18 protein-coding genes are annotated in these 13,977 nt (G+C 69.6%); 10 read left to right on the top strand and 8 right to left on the bottom strand.

The window, feature by feature from the left end; all coding sequences use genetic code 11:
• Positions 1–45 precede the first annotated feature (45 nt).
• From J4H86_RS02485 to J4H86_RS02475, 3 genes are read left to right on the top strand one after another with little or no spacing between them, the layout of a single operon-like run.
• Positions 46–288: a hypothetical protein gene (locus J4H86_RS02485; RefSeq protein ID WP_236541627.1), complete on the top strand. Its 243-nt coding sequence runs from the start codon at positions 46–48 to the stop codon at positions 286–288.
• Positions 285–524, top strand: coding sequence for a hypothetical protein (locus tag J4H86_RS02480; RefSeq protein ID WP_236541626.1), 240 nt, complete (start codon positions 285–287; stop codon positions 522–524). Before J4H86_RS02485 ends, J4H86_RS02480 begins: the two co-directional genes overlap by 4 nt.
• Positions 521–778 carry a hypothetical protein gene (locus J4H86_RS02475; protein WP_236541625.1) on the top strand — a complete coding sequence of 86 codons (258 nt, stop codon included), beginning with the start codon at positions 521–523 and terminating at the stop codon, positions 776–778. Before J4H86_RS02480 ends, J4H86_RS02475 begins: the two co-directional genes overlap by 4 nt.
• Positions 779–905: 127 nt before the next feature.
• Here J4H86_RS02475 and J4H86_RS02470 read toward each other — a convergent pair whose 3' ends face one another.
• The 3 genes from J4H86_RS02470 to J4H86_RS02460 form a co-directional block, all read right to left on the bottom strand.
• Complete coding sequence (locus J4H86_RS02470; RefSeq protein WP_236541623.1) at positions 906–1,700, bottom strand: VOC family protein; 795 nt, start codon at positions 1,698–1,700, stop codon at positions 906–908.
• A 99-nt stretch (positions 1,701–1,799) separates the two neighbouring features.
• The gene (locus tag J4H86_RS02465) at positions 1,800–2,210 is read right to left on the bottom strand and encodes a VOC family protein (RefSeq protein WP_236541621.1); all 411 of its coding nucleotides are present in this window, start codon (positions 2,208–2,210) and stop codon (positions 1,800–1,802) included.
• A 72-nt stretch (positions 2,211–2,282) separates the two neighbouring features.
• Positions 2,283–3,395: an NAD(P)/FAD-dependent oxidoreductase gene (locus tag J4H86_RS02460; protein WP_236541619.1), complete on the bottom strand. Its 1,113-nt coding sequence runs from the start codon at positions 3,393–3,395 to the stop codon at positions 2,283–2,285.
• 234 nt (positions 3,396–3,629) lie between these two features.
• Between J4H86_RS02460 and J4H86_RS02455 the strand changes: the two genes are divergently transcribed.
• The 3 genes from J4H86_RS02455 (at position 3,630) to J4H86_RS02445 (ending at position 7,734) form a co-directional block, all read left to right on the top strand.
• Entirely contained in the window at positions 3,630–4,829 is a 1,200-nt protein-coding gene (locus J4H86_RS02455; protein ID WP_236541618.1) for a helix-turn-helix domain-containing protein, read from the top strand.
• Between the two features lie 215 nt (positions 4,830–5,044).
• On the top strand, positions 5,045–6,364 hold the full coding sequence (locus J4H86_RS02450; protein ID WP_236541616.1) for a purple acid phosphatase family protein: 1,320 nt from the start codon (positions 5,045–5,047) through the stop codon (positions 6,362–6,364).
• Positions 6,365–6,429: 65 nt separating this feature from the next.
• The gene (locus J4H86_RS02445) at positions 6,430–7,734 is read left to right on the top strand and encodes a purple acid phosphatase family protein (protein ID WP_236541614.1); all 1,305 of its coding nucleotides are present in this window, start codon (positions 6,430–6,432) and stop codon (positions 7,732–7,734) included.
• 23 nt (positions 7,735–7,757) lie between these two features.
• Here J4H86_RS02445 and J4H86_RS02440 read toward each other — a convergent pair whose 3' ends face one another.
• Entirely contained in the window at positions 7,758–8,234 is a 477-nt protein-coding gene (locus tag J4H86_RS02440) for a VOC family protein (RefSeq protein WP_236541612.1), read from the bottom strand.
• A gap of 75 nt (positions 8,235–8,309) precedes the next feature.
• On the opposite strand from J4H86_RS02440, the gene J4H86_RS02435 reads away from it, so the two are divergent.
• The 3 genes from J4H86_RS02435 to J4H86_RS02425 all read left to right on the top strand — a co-directional run bounded on the left by J4H86_RS02435 (position 8,310) and on the right by J4H86_RS02425 (position 11,119).
• Positions 8,310–8,753 (top strand): GNAT family N-acetyltransferase, encoded by a 444-nt coding sequence (locus tag J4H86_RS02435; protein ID WP_236541611.1) that lies wholly within the window; start codon positions 8,310–8,312, stop codon positions 8,751–8,753.
• A gap of 265 nt (positions 8,754–9,018) precedes the next feature.
• Entirely contained in the window at positions 9,019–10,149 is a 1,131-nt protein-coding gene (locus J4H86_RS02430; RefSeq protein ID WP_236541609.1) for a styrene monooxygenase/indole monooxygenase family protein, read from the top strand.
• A 127-nt stretch (positions 10,150–10,276) separates the two neighbouring features.
• On the top strand, positions 10,277–11,119 hold the full coding sequence (locus J4H86_RS02425; protein ID WP_236541608.1) for an endo alpha-1,4 polygalactosaminidase: 843 nt from the start codon (positions 10,277–10,279) through the stop codon (positions 11,117–11,119).
• A 129-nt stretch (positions 11,120–11,248) separates the two neighbouring features.
• Here J4H86_RS02425 and J4H86_RS02420 read toward each other — a convergent pair whose 3' ends face one another.
• Positions 11,249–11,671, bottom strand: coding sequence for a GNAT family N-acetyltransferase (locus tag J4H86_RS02420; RefSeq protein WP_236541606.1), 423 nt, complete (start codon positions 11,669–11,671; stop codon positions 11,249–11,251).
• Between the two features lie 62 nt (positions 11,672–11,733).
• Between J4H86_RS02420 and J4H86_RS02415 the strand changes: the two genes are divergently transcribed.
• A complete protein-coding gene (locus J4H86_RS02415) occupies positions 11,734–12,369 on the top strand; it encodes a LysE family translocator (protein WP_236541605.1) in 636 nt (211 codons plus the stop codon).
• Between the two features lie 6 nt (positions 12,370–12,375).
• On the opposite strand, the gene J4H86_RS02410 is transcribed toward J4H86_RS02415, so the two are convergent.
• Genes J4H86_RS02410 through J4H86_RS02400 form a run of 3 tightly spaced genes read right to left on the bottom strand, consistent with a single transcriptional unit; the run spans position 12,376 to position 13,959 of the window.
• Positions 12,376–12,894, bottom strand: coding sequence for a tetratricopeptide repeat protein (locus J4H86_RS02410; RefSeq protein WP_236541603.1), 519 nt, complete (start codon positions 12,892–12,894; stop codon positions 12,376–12,378).
• A gap of 43 nt (positions 12,895–12,937) precedes the next feature.
• The gene (locus J4H86_RS02405; RefSeq protein ID WP_236543875.1) at positions 12,938–13,357 is read right to left on the bottom strand and encodes an SRPBCC family protein; all 420 of its coding nucleotides are present in this window, start codon (positions 13,355–13,357) and stop codon (positions 12,938–12,940) included.
• The gene (locus J4H86_RS02400) at positions 13,357–13,959 is read right to left on the bottom strand and encodes a CGNR zinc finger domain-containing protein (protein ID WP_236541602.1); all 603 of its coding nucleotides are present in this window, start codon (positions 13,957–13,959) and stop codon (positions 13,357–13,359) included. Before J4H86_RS02400 ends, J4H86_RS02405 begins: the two co-directional genes overlap by 1 nt.
• Positions 13,960–13,977: the final 18 nt, after the last annotated feature.

Here is a 13,977-nt window from a genome sequence, read left to right as displayed (position 1 = left end):
TGGATCGTCGCTCCCGGGGCACGGCCACCAGTCTTGGGAGGACTGATGACGGAAGCAATCGTATGGGCGGGAGCGGATCGTTCGGATTGGTCCTGGTGGTGTGGACGGCATCGCGGCCCGGACCCGAGCACTCAGTGGGCGGGGTTGGCGGCGCTGTTGACGTTGTCGCGCCCGGTCGTGGCTCCGAGCGCTGACGATGTGTTCCGCGAGGAGCTGCGTCGGGAGTTGGCGCCGTTGGTGCGTCAGGCTCTCGCTCGCCGCCCGGAGTGTGCCGGGGTGAGCGCGTGACCGTGACACTCGCCCCGGGATGGCATGACTACCACCACGTGTGCGACGTCCACGGCGTCCTCGTCGACGTCCGGCGGGACCCCTACAGCGGCCGATGGCGCGCCCGCACCCGCTACCACGGCCAGATCCAACTCGCCATCGGCTACGACCTCGACGCCCTGGCCACAGCTCTCGACACGATCACCGTCGCCGAGATCGCCCGCCGCGTCGGCCCAGGGACGGGGGCACCCCGATGACACTCACCGTCCTGGAAGTCGACGACACCCTCTGGATCGCCGACGTGCACGGCGTGTTCGTCCAGATCCGCCCCGCCCCCGACGACGACACCCTCTGGCAGGCCGTCGCCATCGACTGGGGACACCTCGTCATCGCCCAAGCACCCCGCGAACACATCACGCACTCACTCACCGGGCTCACCAAACCCGTCCTGTCCACCCTCCTCCGCCACTGGTGGCACCACAACCGAACCCACAGCCACCACAGCCAGTAGGGCCACAACCCAGCGGAAGAGCATCCACCCCCCGGGTGAGACAACGCCACCGCGCGAAAGAGGTCAGTCGGGCTCCCAGCGCGCCGGGGAGCCCGGCCCCTTCACTGAGGGAGAACGCCGTGGCCTCTCACGGACTGGATATCGTCCAGGTGAAGCCGTCGGGATCGGTGAACCGCCCGGCGTAGCCGCCCGAGCCGTCCTCCGCCGCCGTGGACACGCCGTCGGCTCCGGCCGTGGCGGCGACCGACAGAACCGCGTCGACCTCGTCCCGCGAAGCCCGCCGTGAGGTGAGCACCGCTGCCGGGAACCCGGTCCCCGCCGCGGCGACCCCCGCGTCCTTGGCGAGGGCGGCGCGGGTCATCAGGCCGAACCGGCACGATCCCTTGGCCGGGACGAAGTCGATGAACTTGGTGCCGTAGTCCCGGTCCACGGTCATACCCAGCGCGGTGTAGAAGACCTTGGACACGGTGGGGTCAGCGACACCGAGCAGTACTCCTGTCTCGGTGGGGGTCGGCGGGTCGGCCGCCGGCGCCGTGTCCTTCTTGGTGGGGGCCGCGAGCTTCCAGACGGCACCGTCCGGCGCCCGGTAGACGGCGGAGAAGCCGCCGAAGAATCCCTTCTTGGGGGGCCTGAGCACCGTCGCTCCCTGGGCGACAGCGGCGTCCACCAGGACCTGGACCTCACGCGGTTGACGCACGATGTAGCTCATCACGTAGCCCCGGAATCCGGAGGTGTCGGGTCCCGCCTCCAGGTCGTCGGCGAGTTCCTTGACGTCACGCAGTCCGACCTGACCGGTGCCGTACAGGTCGAGACGCACCGTCTGGTCGTCTTCCGTGGCAGGACTCAAGAGCGCGGAGACGTAGAATTCGCGCGCGGTTGGCACCTCGGGCACGCCGAGTTCGATCGCGTCGAGCGAGAGCATGTGCGGGACTCCTCCGTGACCCAGGTGCGGACATGCGTTGGCTGGGTTGGTCGGTGCTGGGGCGGTGGGTGGGGCCTCCACGATCGTGGAGGCCCTGGATCAACCCACCTGCTGGATCCGGATCATGTTGCCGGCGGGATCCCGCACCGCGCAGTCGCGGAGGCCGTAGGGCTGGTCGATCGGCTCCTGGATGATCTCCGCGTCGCTTGCCTCGAGCCGTTCGAAGACCCCGTCCAGGTCGGTGGTCGCCAGGAGCACACCCGCGTAGGTCCCCTTGGCCATCATCTCCGCGATGGTCCGGCGCTCCGCGTCGGTGATACCGGGATCGGCGGCCGGCGGCTGCAGCACGATGGAGGTCGAGGGCTGCCCCTTCGGCCCGACCGTGATCCAGCGCATCCCGTCGTAGCCGACGTCGTTGCGAACCTCGAAGCCCAGAACGTCGCGATAGAACGACAGGGCCGCGTCGGGGTCGTCGTGCGGAAGGAAGCTCGCATGAATGCTGATGTCCATGGCACTCACGCTAGCCATGAGGCTGTGGCCTGCGCTTCTCGATTCCTGATCGGTTTCCCCGCCGCGGCCCGATCACAGGGACGCGGGCAGCCAGGGGTACCGCATGACACCGGCCGCGTTACGGACGATCGCCTCCTTGGTGAGGACCGCGGCGCGTCCGGTGAGGACCCGTTCCCGCGGGGTGTCGTCCTCACGCACGAACTGGATGAGCGCGTCGCGGCGCCCCAGGCTCACGCAGCGGACGACGTACCGGAAGCCGAACAGGGGAGCCTCGAGGCCGGCTGTCCGTGCGGCGATGACGCGGGCCAGGTGTTGTCCGGAGGGCATTCCCGTCGCGCACGCCATACGCAGTCGCACTCCCACCTGGTTCACCAGCGCGGCGGCGTCCCCGACGGCGTAGATCTCCGGGTGTGACACCGAACGCAGCGTTTCGTCCACCACGACCTGGCCGTGCGGCGTCGTCTCCACACCCGCCTGCCGCGCGAGGTCGGGTACGCGGAACCCGGCGGTCCACACCACCGTGTCGCTGGTCAGGAACGAGCCGTCGTCCAGGAGGAGCCCCGTGGAACGCACCTCGGTGACGCGGGCGTGTTCGCGCGTGTCGATGCGGAGTCGCTCGAACCGGGCCCGCACGTGACGCGCTCCGCGTTGTGAGAGCTCCGCGCCCAGAGAGTCAGTCGAGACCAGGCGTACGTCTCGTCGGGGATGGGACTCCGCGATCTCGGTGGCGGCCTCGAGCCCGGTCAGCCCGCCGCCCACCACGGTGACGGTGCCCGCGCCGCGCGCGAGGTGGTCGTTCAGGCGCTCGGCCTGGGGCGCGGATCCCACCGTGTGGGCGTGCTCGGCCACCCCCGGAACGGTCTCGGTGTCGACGTGACTGCCCAGCGCGTAGACGAGGATGTCGTAGTTCAGCGGCTCCCCTTGGGCGAGGTGGACGACGCGCGTCGCGGCGTCCACCTTCTCGGCCCGGTCGACCACGAGTCGCACCCCCGTGCCACGAAGGAGCGCCCGCAAGGGGCGGTCCCGTAGGGTCTGTCCCGCGGCCAACTGGTGCAGGCGCACCCGCTCCACGAAACGGTCCGTCGCGTTCACCAGGGTCACCGTCGATGGGGTCCGCGCCGCGATCAGCTTCGCCGCGACCAGGCCGGCGTACCCCGCTCCCACCACAACGATCTTGGTCTTCATCTGCCTACTCCCTTCGTTCACCCCCCTCGACCAGACACCGACGCGAAACGTGACAGACGGCCGTGGCGGCGGCGTGTCGCACCCCACGAGCATGGGCGCTCCAGGTCCTTGACGGTTCAAGCACGCCACTTATGGTGGTGCCGCGGGGGCGTTTCACCGGGGCGCCACAACGCGCCCACGGCGCCGGCGTTGGCGGCGGCGGGCGGTGACGTGACCACCAGGGGGCGGGCAGCCATGCCACACGATCCGGAATCCCGAACCGCCGACCTCATCCACCGGATGCGTGTGCTCGCACGTACGCACGACGCGACGATGTCCGGCCGTACGCCGCCCGTGGCGCCCCGCCGGGTCATCGCCGAGTCCTGGACCCGGCTCCGGCGTGCGGGACTCGATCCGGAACGGGGCGCCGACCCCGACCCCTGGCCCGCCGACGTAGTCGAGGCACGGCGCCGCGCCAGCCCACTGTCGGGCACCGTACGGGAGGTCCTGAGCGATGGGCTCCTCTCTCTCGCCCAGGACGCCGGCTACGTCCACGCGATCGTGGACGGGGAGGGCCGCGTTCTCTGGCGGGAGGGCGGCACCACCGCGCAGCGTCGCGCCGACGCCCTCGGGTTGATCGCCGGGGCGTGCTGGACCGAGGAACGGGTGGGAACCAACGCGATCGGAACGGCCCTGGCGCGGGGGCGCCCAGTCCAGGTGCACTCCGCCGAACACTTCGTGCGCACCCACCACGCCTGGACCTGCGCCGCCGCGCCCATCCACGACCCGCGGGACGGAAGCCTCCTGGGAGTCACCGACCTCAGCGGCCCGGCGATGTCGGTACATCCCTCCATGCTGGCCTTGGTCACGACCGTCGCCCGGCTGGCCGAGGCCAAACTTCGGGACCGACATCGCGATGCCCTGGAACAGCTGCGCAGCACCGCCACCCCCCTGTTGAGCCGCCTGAACGAGGTCGCGGTCGTGACCGATCCCCACGGGTGGGTCGCGGCGTCGATCGGGATGCCGCCGACGCCGCGGCTTCGGCTACCCGACCACCCGGCGGACCACGCGTGGGTCCCCACACTCGGGACCTGCTCCATCGAGCCCGTTCCCGGCGGTCTCCTGGTGCGGCGCCGCGACACGGACGAGCCACGGGAGCCGGCGCGGGTACAGCTCGACCTCAGCGACCCGCACCGCCCCGTCCTGACGGTCCACCGGGGGGTCGCGAGTTGGACCCACCAGCTCACTCCCCGTCACTCCACCCTGTTGGAGCTTCTCGCTCACCATCGAGCCGGGCTGAGCGCCGCCGACCTCGCCGAGGGCCTGTTCCACGACCGCGGCCGCACGATCACGGTCCGCGCGGAATTGTCCCGGTTGCGGCGCCGTGTTGGTGATCTTCTCGAACATCGTCCCTATCGTTTTGCGGCGAATGACGAGGTCACGGTCCGCCGATAGCGCCACGCCGAATCCATTGCGCACAAATCTCGGAACACCGCGGCGAATTCACTACCCTGTCTGAGAAAACCCTGAGCGGACGCCGTTGGGTCCGGTTGGTGGTCACGGGGGGTCACCGACCGAGACGCCGGGGGCGGAGGCGAATAACGAGACGCGTGATGCGTGAACGCCCCAAATGCGGGAATTGTCTCTTGGATCCATCCGCAGAACCCCCGATGGAAAGCGAGGAGGCGGTGCGCGTTCCGCGACGGTGGCGTTCTCCCTTGCGGTTCCTCCTGGCAGTACTGACGGTCGTCGTCATGTTCGTCGTCCCGTCCGCCGCGGCGACCGGCGTGGACGCGGTGCGCCCCGACCGGCTGCTGCTGTACGCGACGGAGGATCCCGCGACCTCCCAGGCCGTCACCTGGCGCTCCGAGGTGCCCTTCGACGGCGAACTCGAGGTCGCGCCGATCAACGCACCCAACGACGTGACCACGTTCCCCGCGCAGAGCAGGGACGAGGGCGGGTACACCTACTTTCGCGCGACCGCCACGGAGCTCGCGCCACAGACGGCCTATCGCTACCGGGTGGGCGGCGGGGGAATCACCTCCTCACGGTGGGATACGTTCACCACCGCCTCCACGGGCGCCGATCCGTTCCGGTTCCTGTACTTCGGCGACACCCAGCACGGCGGGGAAGGCATCGACCCATCCGTCGCGGCGGGGCTGACGGCGGTCCCCGACGCCGACATGGCGGTCTCCGTCGGGGACCTGGTGGACGACGGACACGACGACGCCCAGTGGCAGGACTGGTACGACGCCTTCGCCGAGTCCCGCACCCGGGGGATGCGCCATTTCGCCGCGGTCGGGAACCACGAGTACGACGATGACGACTTCAGCCCCCTGTGGGGCCTACAGTTCCCCGAGACCGGCAACGGGCCCGCCGAGGACGACCAGCTCCGCGAGACGGTCTACTACTCCGACTACCAAGGCGTGCGTTTCATCGCGCTGAACTCCAACTACCGGACCGTTCCCGAGGAGGAGCGGGAGGAGTGGCTGCAGACGCAGGCCCGGTGGCTGGACGAAGTGCTCACCACGAACACCCAAACGTGGACGGCCGTCATGTTCCATCACCCGCTGTACTCCGGTCGACCGGCACGCAACAACGTCGACATCCGGCAGGCGTGGGGGGACATTCTGGAGGAACACGACGTCGACCTGGTGCTGCAGGGCCACGACCACTCCTACTCCCGGGGGAACCTCGAGGCGAACCAGACGGACGACGAGGGAGTCCACACCGGACCCGTGTACGTGATCGCGAACTCGAGTCCCAAGACCTATCCCTCGAGCACGGAGAACTGGCGGGTGTATGACGCGGTGCCACGCGTGCAGGACGTCGCCCGTCCCGCCTACCAGGTGATCGAGGTCGACGGGAACACACTGGAGTACGAGTCCGTGACAGCACAGGGCCACGTCCTCGACGAGTTCTCCATCGTCAAGGACGCCACCGACAAACGCGTCCTGGACAACCGGGTGGCGGGAAGCGCGGAGTCCTAGAAGGGAGTCACCCCGGCGGGAGCGTCCGGCCGGGATCTCGCTCACGTCGTTGGAGGCGAGCACCGATGGTTCGGCACAGCACAGCCCCCGGCGCGGTTCGGGTGGGCGGGGCGCGGACGAGGAGGGGACACCTCCTCGTGGCGCTGGCCCTCGTCTGCTCCACCGCGTGTGGTCCCAGGGGCCCGGAGTCGTCAGGGCCGGACGTCATCCTGACGCCCACCGCCGACCCCGCGACATCACAGACCGTGAGCTGGGGGACCACCGCGTCGTCCGCCGCGACGCTGGAGATCACCCCTCGCGACGCCCCGGACCAGGTGACCCGTGTGGAGGGGACGAGCGCCAAGGAAGAGAGCGAAGGTCCGGAGCGGGTGCGGGCGACCGTCACCGACCTCGAGGCCGACACCCAGTACAGGTACCGTGTCGAGTCCGGGGAGGACGGATTCGACGAATGGCGGTCCTTCACCACGGCCGCCAGCGCCCCGGAACCATTCACCTTCCTGTACTTCGGCGACGTGCAGACCGACATCCCCGACGGGGCGGCACCCGTCATCCAGGCCGGACTCGAGGCCCACCCCGACGCCGACCTCATCGTCCACAGTGGTGACCTGATCGACGAGGCACGCGACGCCCGCCAGTGGCAGGAGTGGTACGACGCCTACGGGGCGGACGTCCTGGCGGGACGCAACCAGCTACCCGCGGTGGGCAACCACGAGTACGACGACGGCCTGAGCGAGTTCTGGCCCGCCCAGTTCCCCGCCGCGGGCAACGGCCCCGACGCGGGCGCTGACCTGGCCGAGACGGTGTCCTACACCGACTACCAGGGAGTCCGGTTCGTTACGCTCAACTCCAACTACCGGGAGGCCCCCGCAGACGACGAGACCGAAGAGTGGCTGGACACCCAGGCACTCTGGTTGGACTCCGTCCTGGAGGACAATCCCCACGACTGGGCGGTGGTGACCTTCCACCACCCCCTGTTCCCCAACCGGCCCGACCGGGACAACGAGGCCCTGCGGTCCGCGTGGTTGGACACGCTGGAGGACAACGACGTGGACCTGGTCCTGCAGGGCCACGACCACTCCTACGGCCGGGGCAACCTCACCGACCACCGAACCGACGAGGACGACACCCAGACCGGCCCCGTCTACGTGGTCGCCGTCACCGGACCCAAGATGTACGAGGCGGGCCCGGACCTGTGGGAGGCCAACGCCGCCGAGGTCCGCGGCCAGCGGACCGACGCGCAGACGTTCCAGGCGGTCGCCGTCGACGGCGACGAGCTGGAGTTCACGGCCACGACCGGCGCCGGCGACCCGGTTGACACGTTCACGATCAGCAAGCAGGGGGAGACGAAACGCGTCGTCGACGAAGGGTGACGCGACGGCGCGCCACGTCGGGGTCACCCGTTCGTTCGGTCCTCCGTCGTCCCGAACCCCATGCGTTGGATCCGCTCCTCCTCGGTCTCCAGCTCCTCGAACAGGGTGAGCTGAAGTCCGGCCGGGGCGTTCAGGCGGGCGTTACGCGACCGCCACGGCGTGACGGTGGGCGGCGCGACCAGATCGGCGCCGGCCTCGACCAGCGTACGTGTCGCGGTTTCCGCGTCCGGGACCTGGAACGCGACCCGAATCGTCGGGCTGGCCGGGCGCCCCACCTCCACCTGGTCGATGAACGCCCGTTGCGCCGGGTTGACGAGCTCCAGCGTGGCGTGTCCGGCGTCCAGAATGCTGACCCGGGCGTCCCCCTCGTTCTGGAACGCGGCCTTCTCCGCGAGACCGAGGGCGTCACGGTAGAACGCCAGAGCGGCGTCGAAATCCTCGGTCTCCACCACGAGGCGAAGTTGTGCGACCGGATTGGTGGGGGGCTCGTGCGGTGTCATGGCATCACCATAGAGCTCGGCGGACCCCACCCCGCCCTCCGGGGATCGAACTCCCCGCCACCGTAGGCTCCCCACATGGCTGATTCGAGAATCTCCGAGATCCCTGTCGGCGAGACCCACCGGGCACATCGCGCCATTCGTGAACTCCGGCCAGAACTGACCGACGTGGACGCGTTCGTCACGTTGGTCGACGAGAAGCTCCGTCCCGGCGGCTACCACCTGGTGGGTTCCTTCGACGAGCGCGTCTCGGACGACGCGGTGGCCGTGGCGGGGTTCCGGATCATCCACAGTCTCTGGGGCCGCTTCATGTACGTGGACGACCTCGTCACCCATCCCGACGTCCGCGGGACCGGACAAGGACGCGCCTTGTTGGACTGGCTCCGCGCCGAGGCGCGTGCCGTCGGGTGTACCCAGTTCCACCTCGACTCGGGAACGCAGCGCCACGGCGCGCACCGCTTCTACCTCTCCCACGGGATGGCCATTCGCGCGTTCCACTTCATTCAGGACCTGGACTCCTGACCGTCGTTCAGGCCGAGCGCCATGGATGCGGCTCGCCCATTCCTGGGCCATCCGAGTGCCCGAAGCCCAGGCGTGGATCCGCCCCCTCGGTCGGATCGAGGACTCGAAAGGGGAACTGATCTACGGTATGACTTACCGGTAAGACAATCCGACCGATGCGTCAACGAATAAGGGGAAAATGCGACGAATCTTGATCGTTGGGGGCGGCCAGTCCGGCTTACAGCTCGCCCTGTCCCTTGTCGCACATGACTACGATGTGACGCTCATGACGGCGCGAGATCCCGACGAACTGTATGACGGTGGGGCTGTTTCGGCGCAGATTCTCTTCGATCAGCGGCGCCACGCGGAGGGGGAGTACGGGCTCAATCTCTGGGACGACGAGGCCAAGCCGATCGTCGACTATCGGTTCACCTCCAGTGGGGAGATGCCGCACTTTGACTGGACCGGAAAGCTCACGCGCCCGGCCCAGTCGATAGACGAACGCGTGAAGATGTCCGCCTGGCTCGACCTGCTGGAACACAAGGGCGGCAAGGTCCTCATCCACGGCGTGACGGGGTCGGACCTCGACTCGCTCTCCCAGATGTTCGACCTGACCATCATCGCCAGCGGCCACAGTGGTCTCGCGGACATCTTCTCCATCGACACCGGACGTGGCCTGGCGAGAATGCCGCCGGTCGCCACCGCGATCGCCTACGTCGAGGAGATCGACGGCCACCCCGACAGTGACGGGGTCGGAATCGACCTGGTCCCGGGCTTGGGACACCTGATCTCCTGGCCCGCGCTGTCGGTCAACGGACCCTGCCGCCTGGTCCATATCACCGGTCCCGCCGACGGTCCGCTCGCCCGCTGGCCCAGGCGGACAACCCCCGACCAGCACTACGCGCTCATGCTCGAGGTGATGCGTGAGTTCATCCCGCACCAGTACACCGCCTTCAGCAAGACCACGCTCGCCGATGACGGCGCCGTGGCGATGGACCGGGCGAACCCGCTGGTGCGGGAACCCATCGCGCACATGCCCAGCGGGGGACTCGTCATGGGCATGGGCGACACGGTCGCGGTGACCTCTCCCGCGCTGCAGCAGGACGCCAACAACGCCAGCATGGCGGCCGAGATCTACCTGCGGGCCATCCTTGACCACGAGGACGCCCCGTTCGACGCCGAGTTCATGACGCGCACCTTCGAACGGTTCATGGACTACGCGCAGCACTTCACCGGGCTCGTCGCCCAACGAATGCACTACCCCCCGCCCTACGTCATCGAGCTGTTCGTGGCCGCCACCCACAGTCAGGAACTCGCCGACTACCTCGTCAACGGCATGGGCGATCCCCCCGCCCTGGCGCCGTGGTTCACCGAGGAGACGAGGACCCGTTCGTTGATCGAGCGGCACCAGAGGTAGGCCCGAACGAGGCAGCGGCCCGTCCCCAGTCTCTCCGGGAGGCTGGGGACGGCCGTTCCTCCGGCCGCTCGGCGCGGGACGATGCCCGACGCGGGCGTGGGCGACCCACCTGGGTAGGCACCTTCTTGTGCGAGCGTCTCCGTGGCTGTGTGTGATCAGCCTGGCCGTCGTGGCCGGGTGCCAGGCACCGCCCCTCGGGTCCGGTGCGTCCTCGAGCCGGGAGGTGGCGCCGCCCCCGACCTCCGGTGGGTTCGACTACCAGCTCGGCGCGGCCTATCAACCCGCGACGCCCGTGAGCGTCGTGGTGCGCGATTCCACCGCACCGCCGTTGGACGGCGCCTACACCGTCTGTTACGTCAACGGCTTCCAGACACAACCCGAGGACTCCGAGCGCTGGCTGGACCGTCCGGAGCTGCTGCTGCGCGACTCCGACGGCGATCCCGTCGTCGACCCGGACTGGCCCGGGGAGTACGTCCTCGACCCCTCCACCCCGTCGCGGCGCGAGGGCATCCTCGAGGTCGTCGGCCCCGTGATCACCGGGTGCGCCGAGGACGGGTTCGACGCGGTGGAGATCGACAACCTCGACACCTACGTCCGGTTCACCGACACCACCCGTGGGCGCGTCGACCCCCGAGGCGCCGTGGACCTGGCCACCTCCTACGTGGAGCTGGCCAACGAGCACGGACTCGCCGTGGGGCAGAAGAACACCGTCGAGCTCGGGGACGCCGGCCGCGACGAGATCGGGTTCACGTTCGCGGTGGTCGAGGAGTGCGCGGCCCACGACGAGTGCGACCGGTTCACCGAGGTGTACGGGGACCACGTGTTGCAGGTGGAGTACACCGACGACCTGCCCGAACCGTTCCCTCAGGTCTGCTCCTCGACGACACGCGCGCCTCTCACCATCCTTCGCGACCGAGGCCTGACCGCCCCCGACGACGAGGAGTACACCTGGGAACAGTGCCCGGACTAGGTGGTTGAGCCTGGGTTGGGGCCGCGTGGGGGTGGTGGAGCGGCCGTCGCCGCTACCGGGGCCGCTGCGCGGGTTGTGGGCGCAGTGGTTCACAAAGACACGAACCAGTGCGACGTGGGAGCCACGTCGTCAGTCACGCTGCCTCGGGAGCCGCGTAGGGCGTTCCAAGTAGTCGGGGCCCGGGGGAGCGAAACCGAACTCGGCGTAGAGTCCGTGGGCGTCGTCGGTGTGGAGCATCCAGCGAAAGTCCCGCCCCGGCCCGTCGTCGATCATGACGCGCACCAGCTGCCGGCCGAGTCCGTTGCCCCGCGCGGCGGCGTCCACGTAGACGTCGGCGAGATAGGCCTGGGACACACCGTCGGACTCGGCGCGCGCGAACCCCACCATCCGCCCGGAGGCGTCGTAGGCGCCGACGACTCGCCAGGCCCGGTCGAGTTGGTCGTCGAACATGCTCCGGGTGCGCCACTTGCTCCAGTAGGCGTTGGCCACCAACGTCTCCCACAGCCAGTCACGGTCGACGCGCGCGCCGTCGGTACTGATCTCGAAGTCCACGGAAGTGAGTGTCCCATCACATCCGATTGCCGCGTACGGCCCGGGGGCGCACCATGGGATCCATGCTCCCGCTCCTCGCCTCGTTCGCGGCCGCGTGCGCGCTTCTGGCCATCAGTCCGGGCCCCAGCGCGGCGGTGATCCTGCGCCAGACGATCCGGGCCGGTCGCCGGTCCGCGATCGCGACCGTGCTCGGAAACGAGACGGGCGTCCTGTTCTGGGGGGTGGGCGCGGCGCTCGGTCTGTCGGCGCTGGTGGCCGCGTCGCCCGTCGCCTACGAGGTGATGCGCTACGTCGGCGCCACGGTGCTGATCGGCCTGGGCCTGCAGTCGCTGCGCGCCGCGTGGCGCAGTCGCCGCTCGGGACGGGCGCACGAGCCCGAGGACACCGCGGCGACCGCCTCGTGGTGGTCCTCCTACCGGATCGGCCTCGCCGCCATCATCGCCAATCCCAAGGCGGCGGTATTCGCGGTCTCGTTCCTGCCCCAGTTCGTCCCCGCCGACGCCCCCGCCCTGCCGATGCTGCTGCTGTTGGCCGTCATCTGGACCGTGGTGGACCTCGTGTGGTTCCTCGCCGTGGTGTGGCTGGTGGCGCGGATCCGAGAGTGGATGGCCCGCGCGGCCGTACGGCGGTGGATGGAGGCGGTCTCCGGCACCGTCCTCATCGGCCTGGGCGTGCGGGTGGTCACGACAGCGGCCTGACGGCGGTCAGGAGATGTCGGCGGGTCGGAGCGCGGTGGCGTATGCCGTGACCGAACGCGTGTAGCGGGGAAGGTGCCGAGCGAGAGCGGTGAGCGCGATCCCCGTGGCCTCACCCTCGCGGCCGAGGTCGACGAGGACGAGCGCGAGAAACGCCGCCACCGCGTCGTCCAGCTCGTCGCTCTCACGCCCCTGTTCGCCCTCAAGGAGTTCGAGGGCTTCCGTGTAGCGTCCCAGGTTGCGCAGCGTGCTGGTGAGCTGGATCGTGGCACGGCGCCGACGGACCCCGGTGAGCCCCGCGGCGAGTGCCTGCCGGTAGAAGCGTGCCGCCCGCTCCGGGTCGCCCGTGGTGTCGGCGACACTGCCGCGCTCGAAGTCGGCGATCGCCGAGCCCTCGGGAAGCTCGGCGGCGAGACCCTGGATCCGCTCCCGCAGCGTCGCGGCGTCGGTGTCGTCCGCGCTCGCCCAGACGGCCGCGACGCGCGTTTCCCACTCCGGGCTCGCGCCAGCGGGCGGTGACGGTGTCATGACCCAACCGTGACAGCAGGAGTCGAGGAAGGCAACCCGGCGCTCAGGCGGAGGCCCTCGGCTCCAGCGCGGCGACGATGTCCGCCATGACCGACCGCCAGTGGTCCCGTTGGTGCGCGCGCTCCTCGGCCGAGCCCAACCGTTCCTGGTGGAACCCGAGCACGGCCCGACCGTTCCGCTCGGTGACGGTGAGCTGCACGGTGGTCTCCCGGCCGTCCTCGGGGTGGTGGGTCAACCGGACGCGGCGACCCTCCTCGTATCCCCGGAGCTCCCCGGTGACCCCCTGGGCCGTCCGGTAGGGGGCGCCCCGTCGTGGCTCGATCTCACGTACGTCACCGAGCCACAGGGCGAGCCCTTCCGAGCTCGTGACGAACCGCCACACGACATCCGCGGGCAGCGTGAATGTCCGCGACACGCCGATCTCGAACCCGGCTCCGTGGGTAAGCCCCACTGGTGTGTTCATCACGGTGTCTCCGTTCGTCGGGCGCGTAGCGCGCGGATCTTGCTGCGGTTTCCGCACCGTTCCATCGAGCACCACCGGCGTTTGCCCGGGCGTGAGGTGTCGACGAAGACCAGGGCGCAGTCCGTGGCGGCGCACTCGCGGATGCGTTCCGCGTAAGGCCCGCTCATCAGCGTCACGGCGTCCCGCGCGACGGTGGACAGTGCCTGGGCGCTCGACACCGGTGTGCGCCATCGCTGTGTGCCGTCACGGGCGAGGGTGGGAATCATCGGAGAGTGAGCGGCCGCCAGGTTCAGGGTGTCGAGGTCGGGCTCGGAAAGCGCGGCTCCGCGCGTCGAGGCGCGCGCCAGCCGCAGCACGGCGTCACGAACACCGCGAATCGCGGAGATGTCGGTGGCGCTGATGTCCACCTCGTCGTCACGGAGCCGGAGCCGACAGACCGACAGCCAGCGCAGCCAGTCCTCCGGGGCGTGCAGGGTCTCGAACACCGAGAGCTCGTCCGGCCCTCCCGTGGTGAGCAGTTCGAGACTCAGCGCCCCTGGATCGAACCGGTACACGGCTCCGTCGGGTGGCCGCATCACGATGCCGGTTGCGTCGTCGATCATGTAACCACTATAACTGGA

It is taken from the genome of Spiractinospora alimapuensis (genome assembly GCF_018437505.1).
Classification (GTDB): Bacteria; Actinomycetota; Actinomycetes; order Streptosporangiales; family Streptosporangiaceae; genus Spiractinospora; species Spiractinospora alimapuensis.
This window is presented reverse-complemented; position numbering and strand designations above follow the sequence as displayed.

Bases quoted from the DNA above. Each gene is read 5' to 3' on its own strand.
- J4H86_RS02475 (WP_236541625.1), top strand. From the start codon at position 521: ATGACACTCACCGTCCTGGAAGTCGACGACACCCTCTGGATCGCCGAC.
- J4H86_RS02465 (WP_236541621.1), bottom strand. From the start codon at position 2,210: ATGGACATCAGCATTCATGCGAGCTTCCTTCCGCACGACGACCCCGAC.
- J4H86_RS02400 (WP_236541602.1), bottom strand. From the start codon at position 13,959: ATGATCGACGACGCAACCGGCATCGTGATGCGGCCACCCGACGGAGCC.
- J4H86_RS02410 (WP_236541603.1), bottom strand. From the start codon at position 12,894: ATGACACCGTCACCGCCCGCTGGCGCGAGCCCGGAGTGGGAAACGCGC.
- J4H86_RS02460 (WP_236541619.1), bottom strand. From the start codon at position 3,395: ATGAAGACCAAGATCGTTGTGGTGGGAGCGGGGTACGCCGGCCTGGTC.
- J4H86_RS02430 (WP_236541609.1), top strand. From the start codon at position 9,019: ATGACGGCGCGAGATCCCGACGAACTGTATGACGGTGGGGCTGTTTCG.
- J4H86_RS02415 (WP_236541605.1), top strand. From the start codon at position 11,734: ATGCTCCCGCTCCTCGCCTCGTTCGCGGCCGCGTGCGCGCTTCTGGCC.
- J4H86_RS02455 (WP_236541618.1), top strand. From the start codon at position 3,630: ATGCCACACGATCCGGAATCCCGAACCGCCGACCTCATCCACCGGATG.
- J4H86_RS02435 (WP_236541611.1), top strand. From the start codon at position 8,310: ATGGCTGATTCGAGAATCTCCGAGATCCCTGTCGGCGAGACCCACCGG.
- J4H86_RS02485 (WP_236541627.1), top strand. From the start codon at position 46: ATGACGGAAGCAATCGTATGGGCGGGAGCGGATCGTTCGGATTGGTCC.
- J4H86_RS02405 (WP_236543875.1), bottom strand. From the start codon at position 13,357: ATGAACACACCAGTGGGGCTTACCCACGGAGCCGGGTTCGAGATCGGC.
- J4H86_RS02440 (WP_236541612.1), bottom strand. From the start codon at position 8,234: ATGACACCGCACGAGCCCCCCACCAATCCGGTCGCACAACTTCGCCTC.
- J4H86_RS02445 (WP_236541614.1), top strand. From the start codon at position 6,430: ATGGTTCGGCACAGCACAGCCCCCGGCGCGGTTCGGGTGGGCGGGGCG.
- J4H86_RS02450 (WP_236541616.1), top strand. From the start codon at position 5,045: ATGGAAAGCGAGGAGGCGGTGCGCGTTCCGCGACGGTGGCGTTCTCCC.
- J4H86_RS02470 (WP_236541623.1), bottom strand. From the start codon at position 1,700: ATGCTCTCGCTCGACGCGATCGAACTCGGCGTGCCCGAGGTGCCAACC.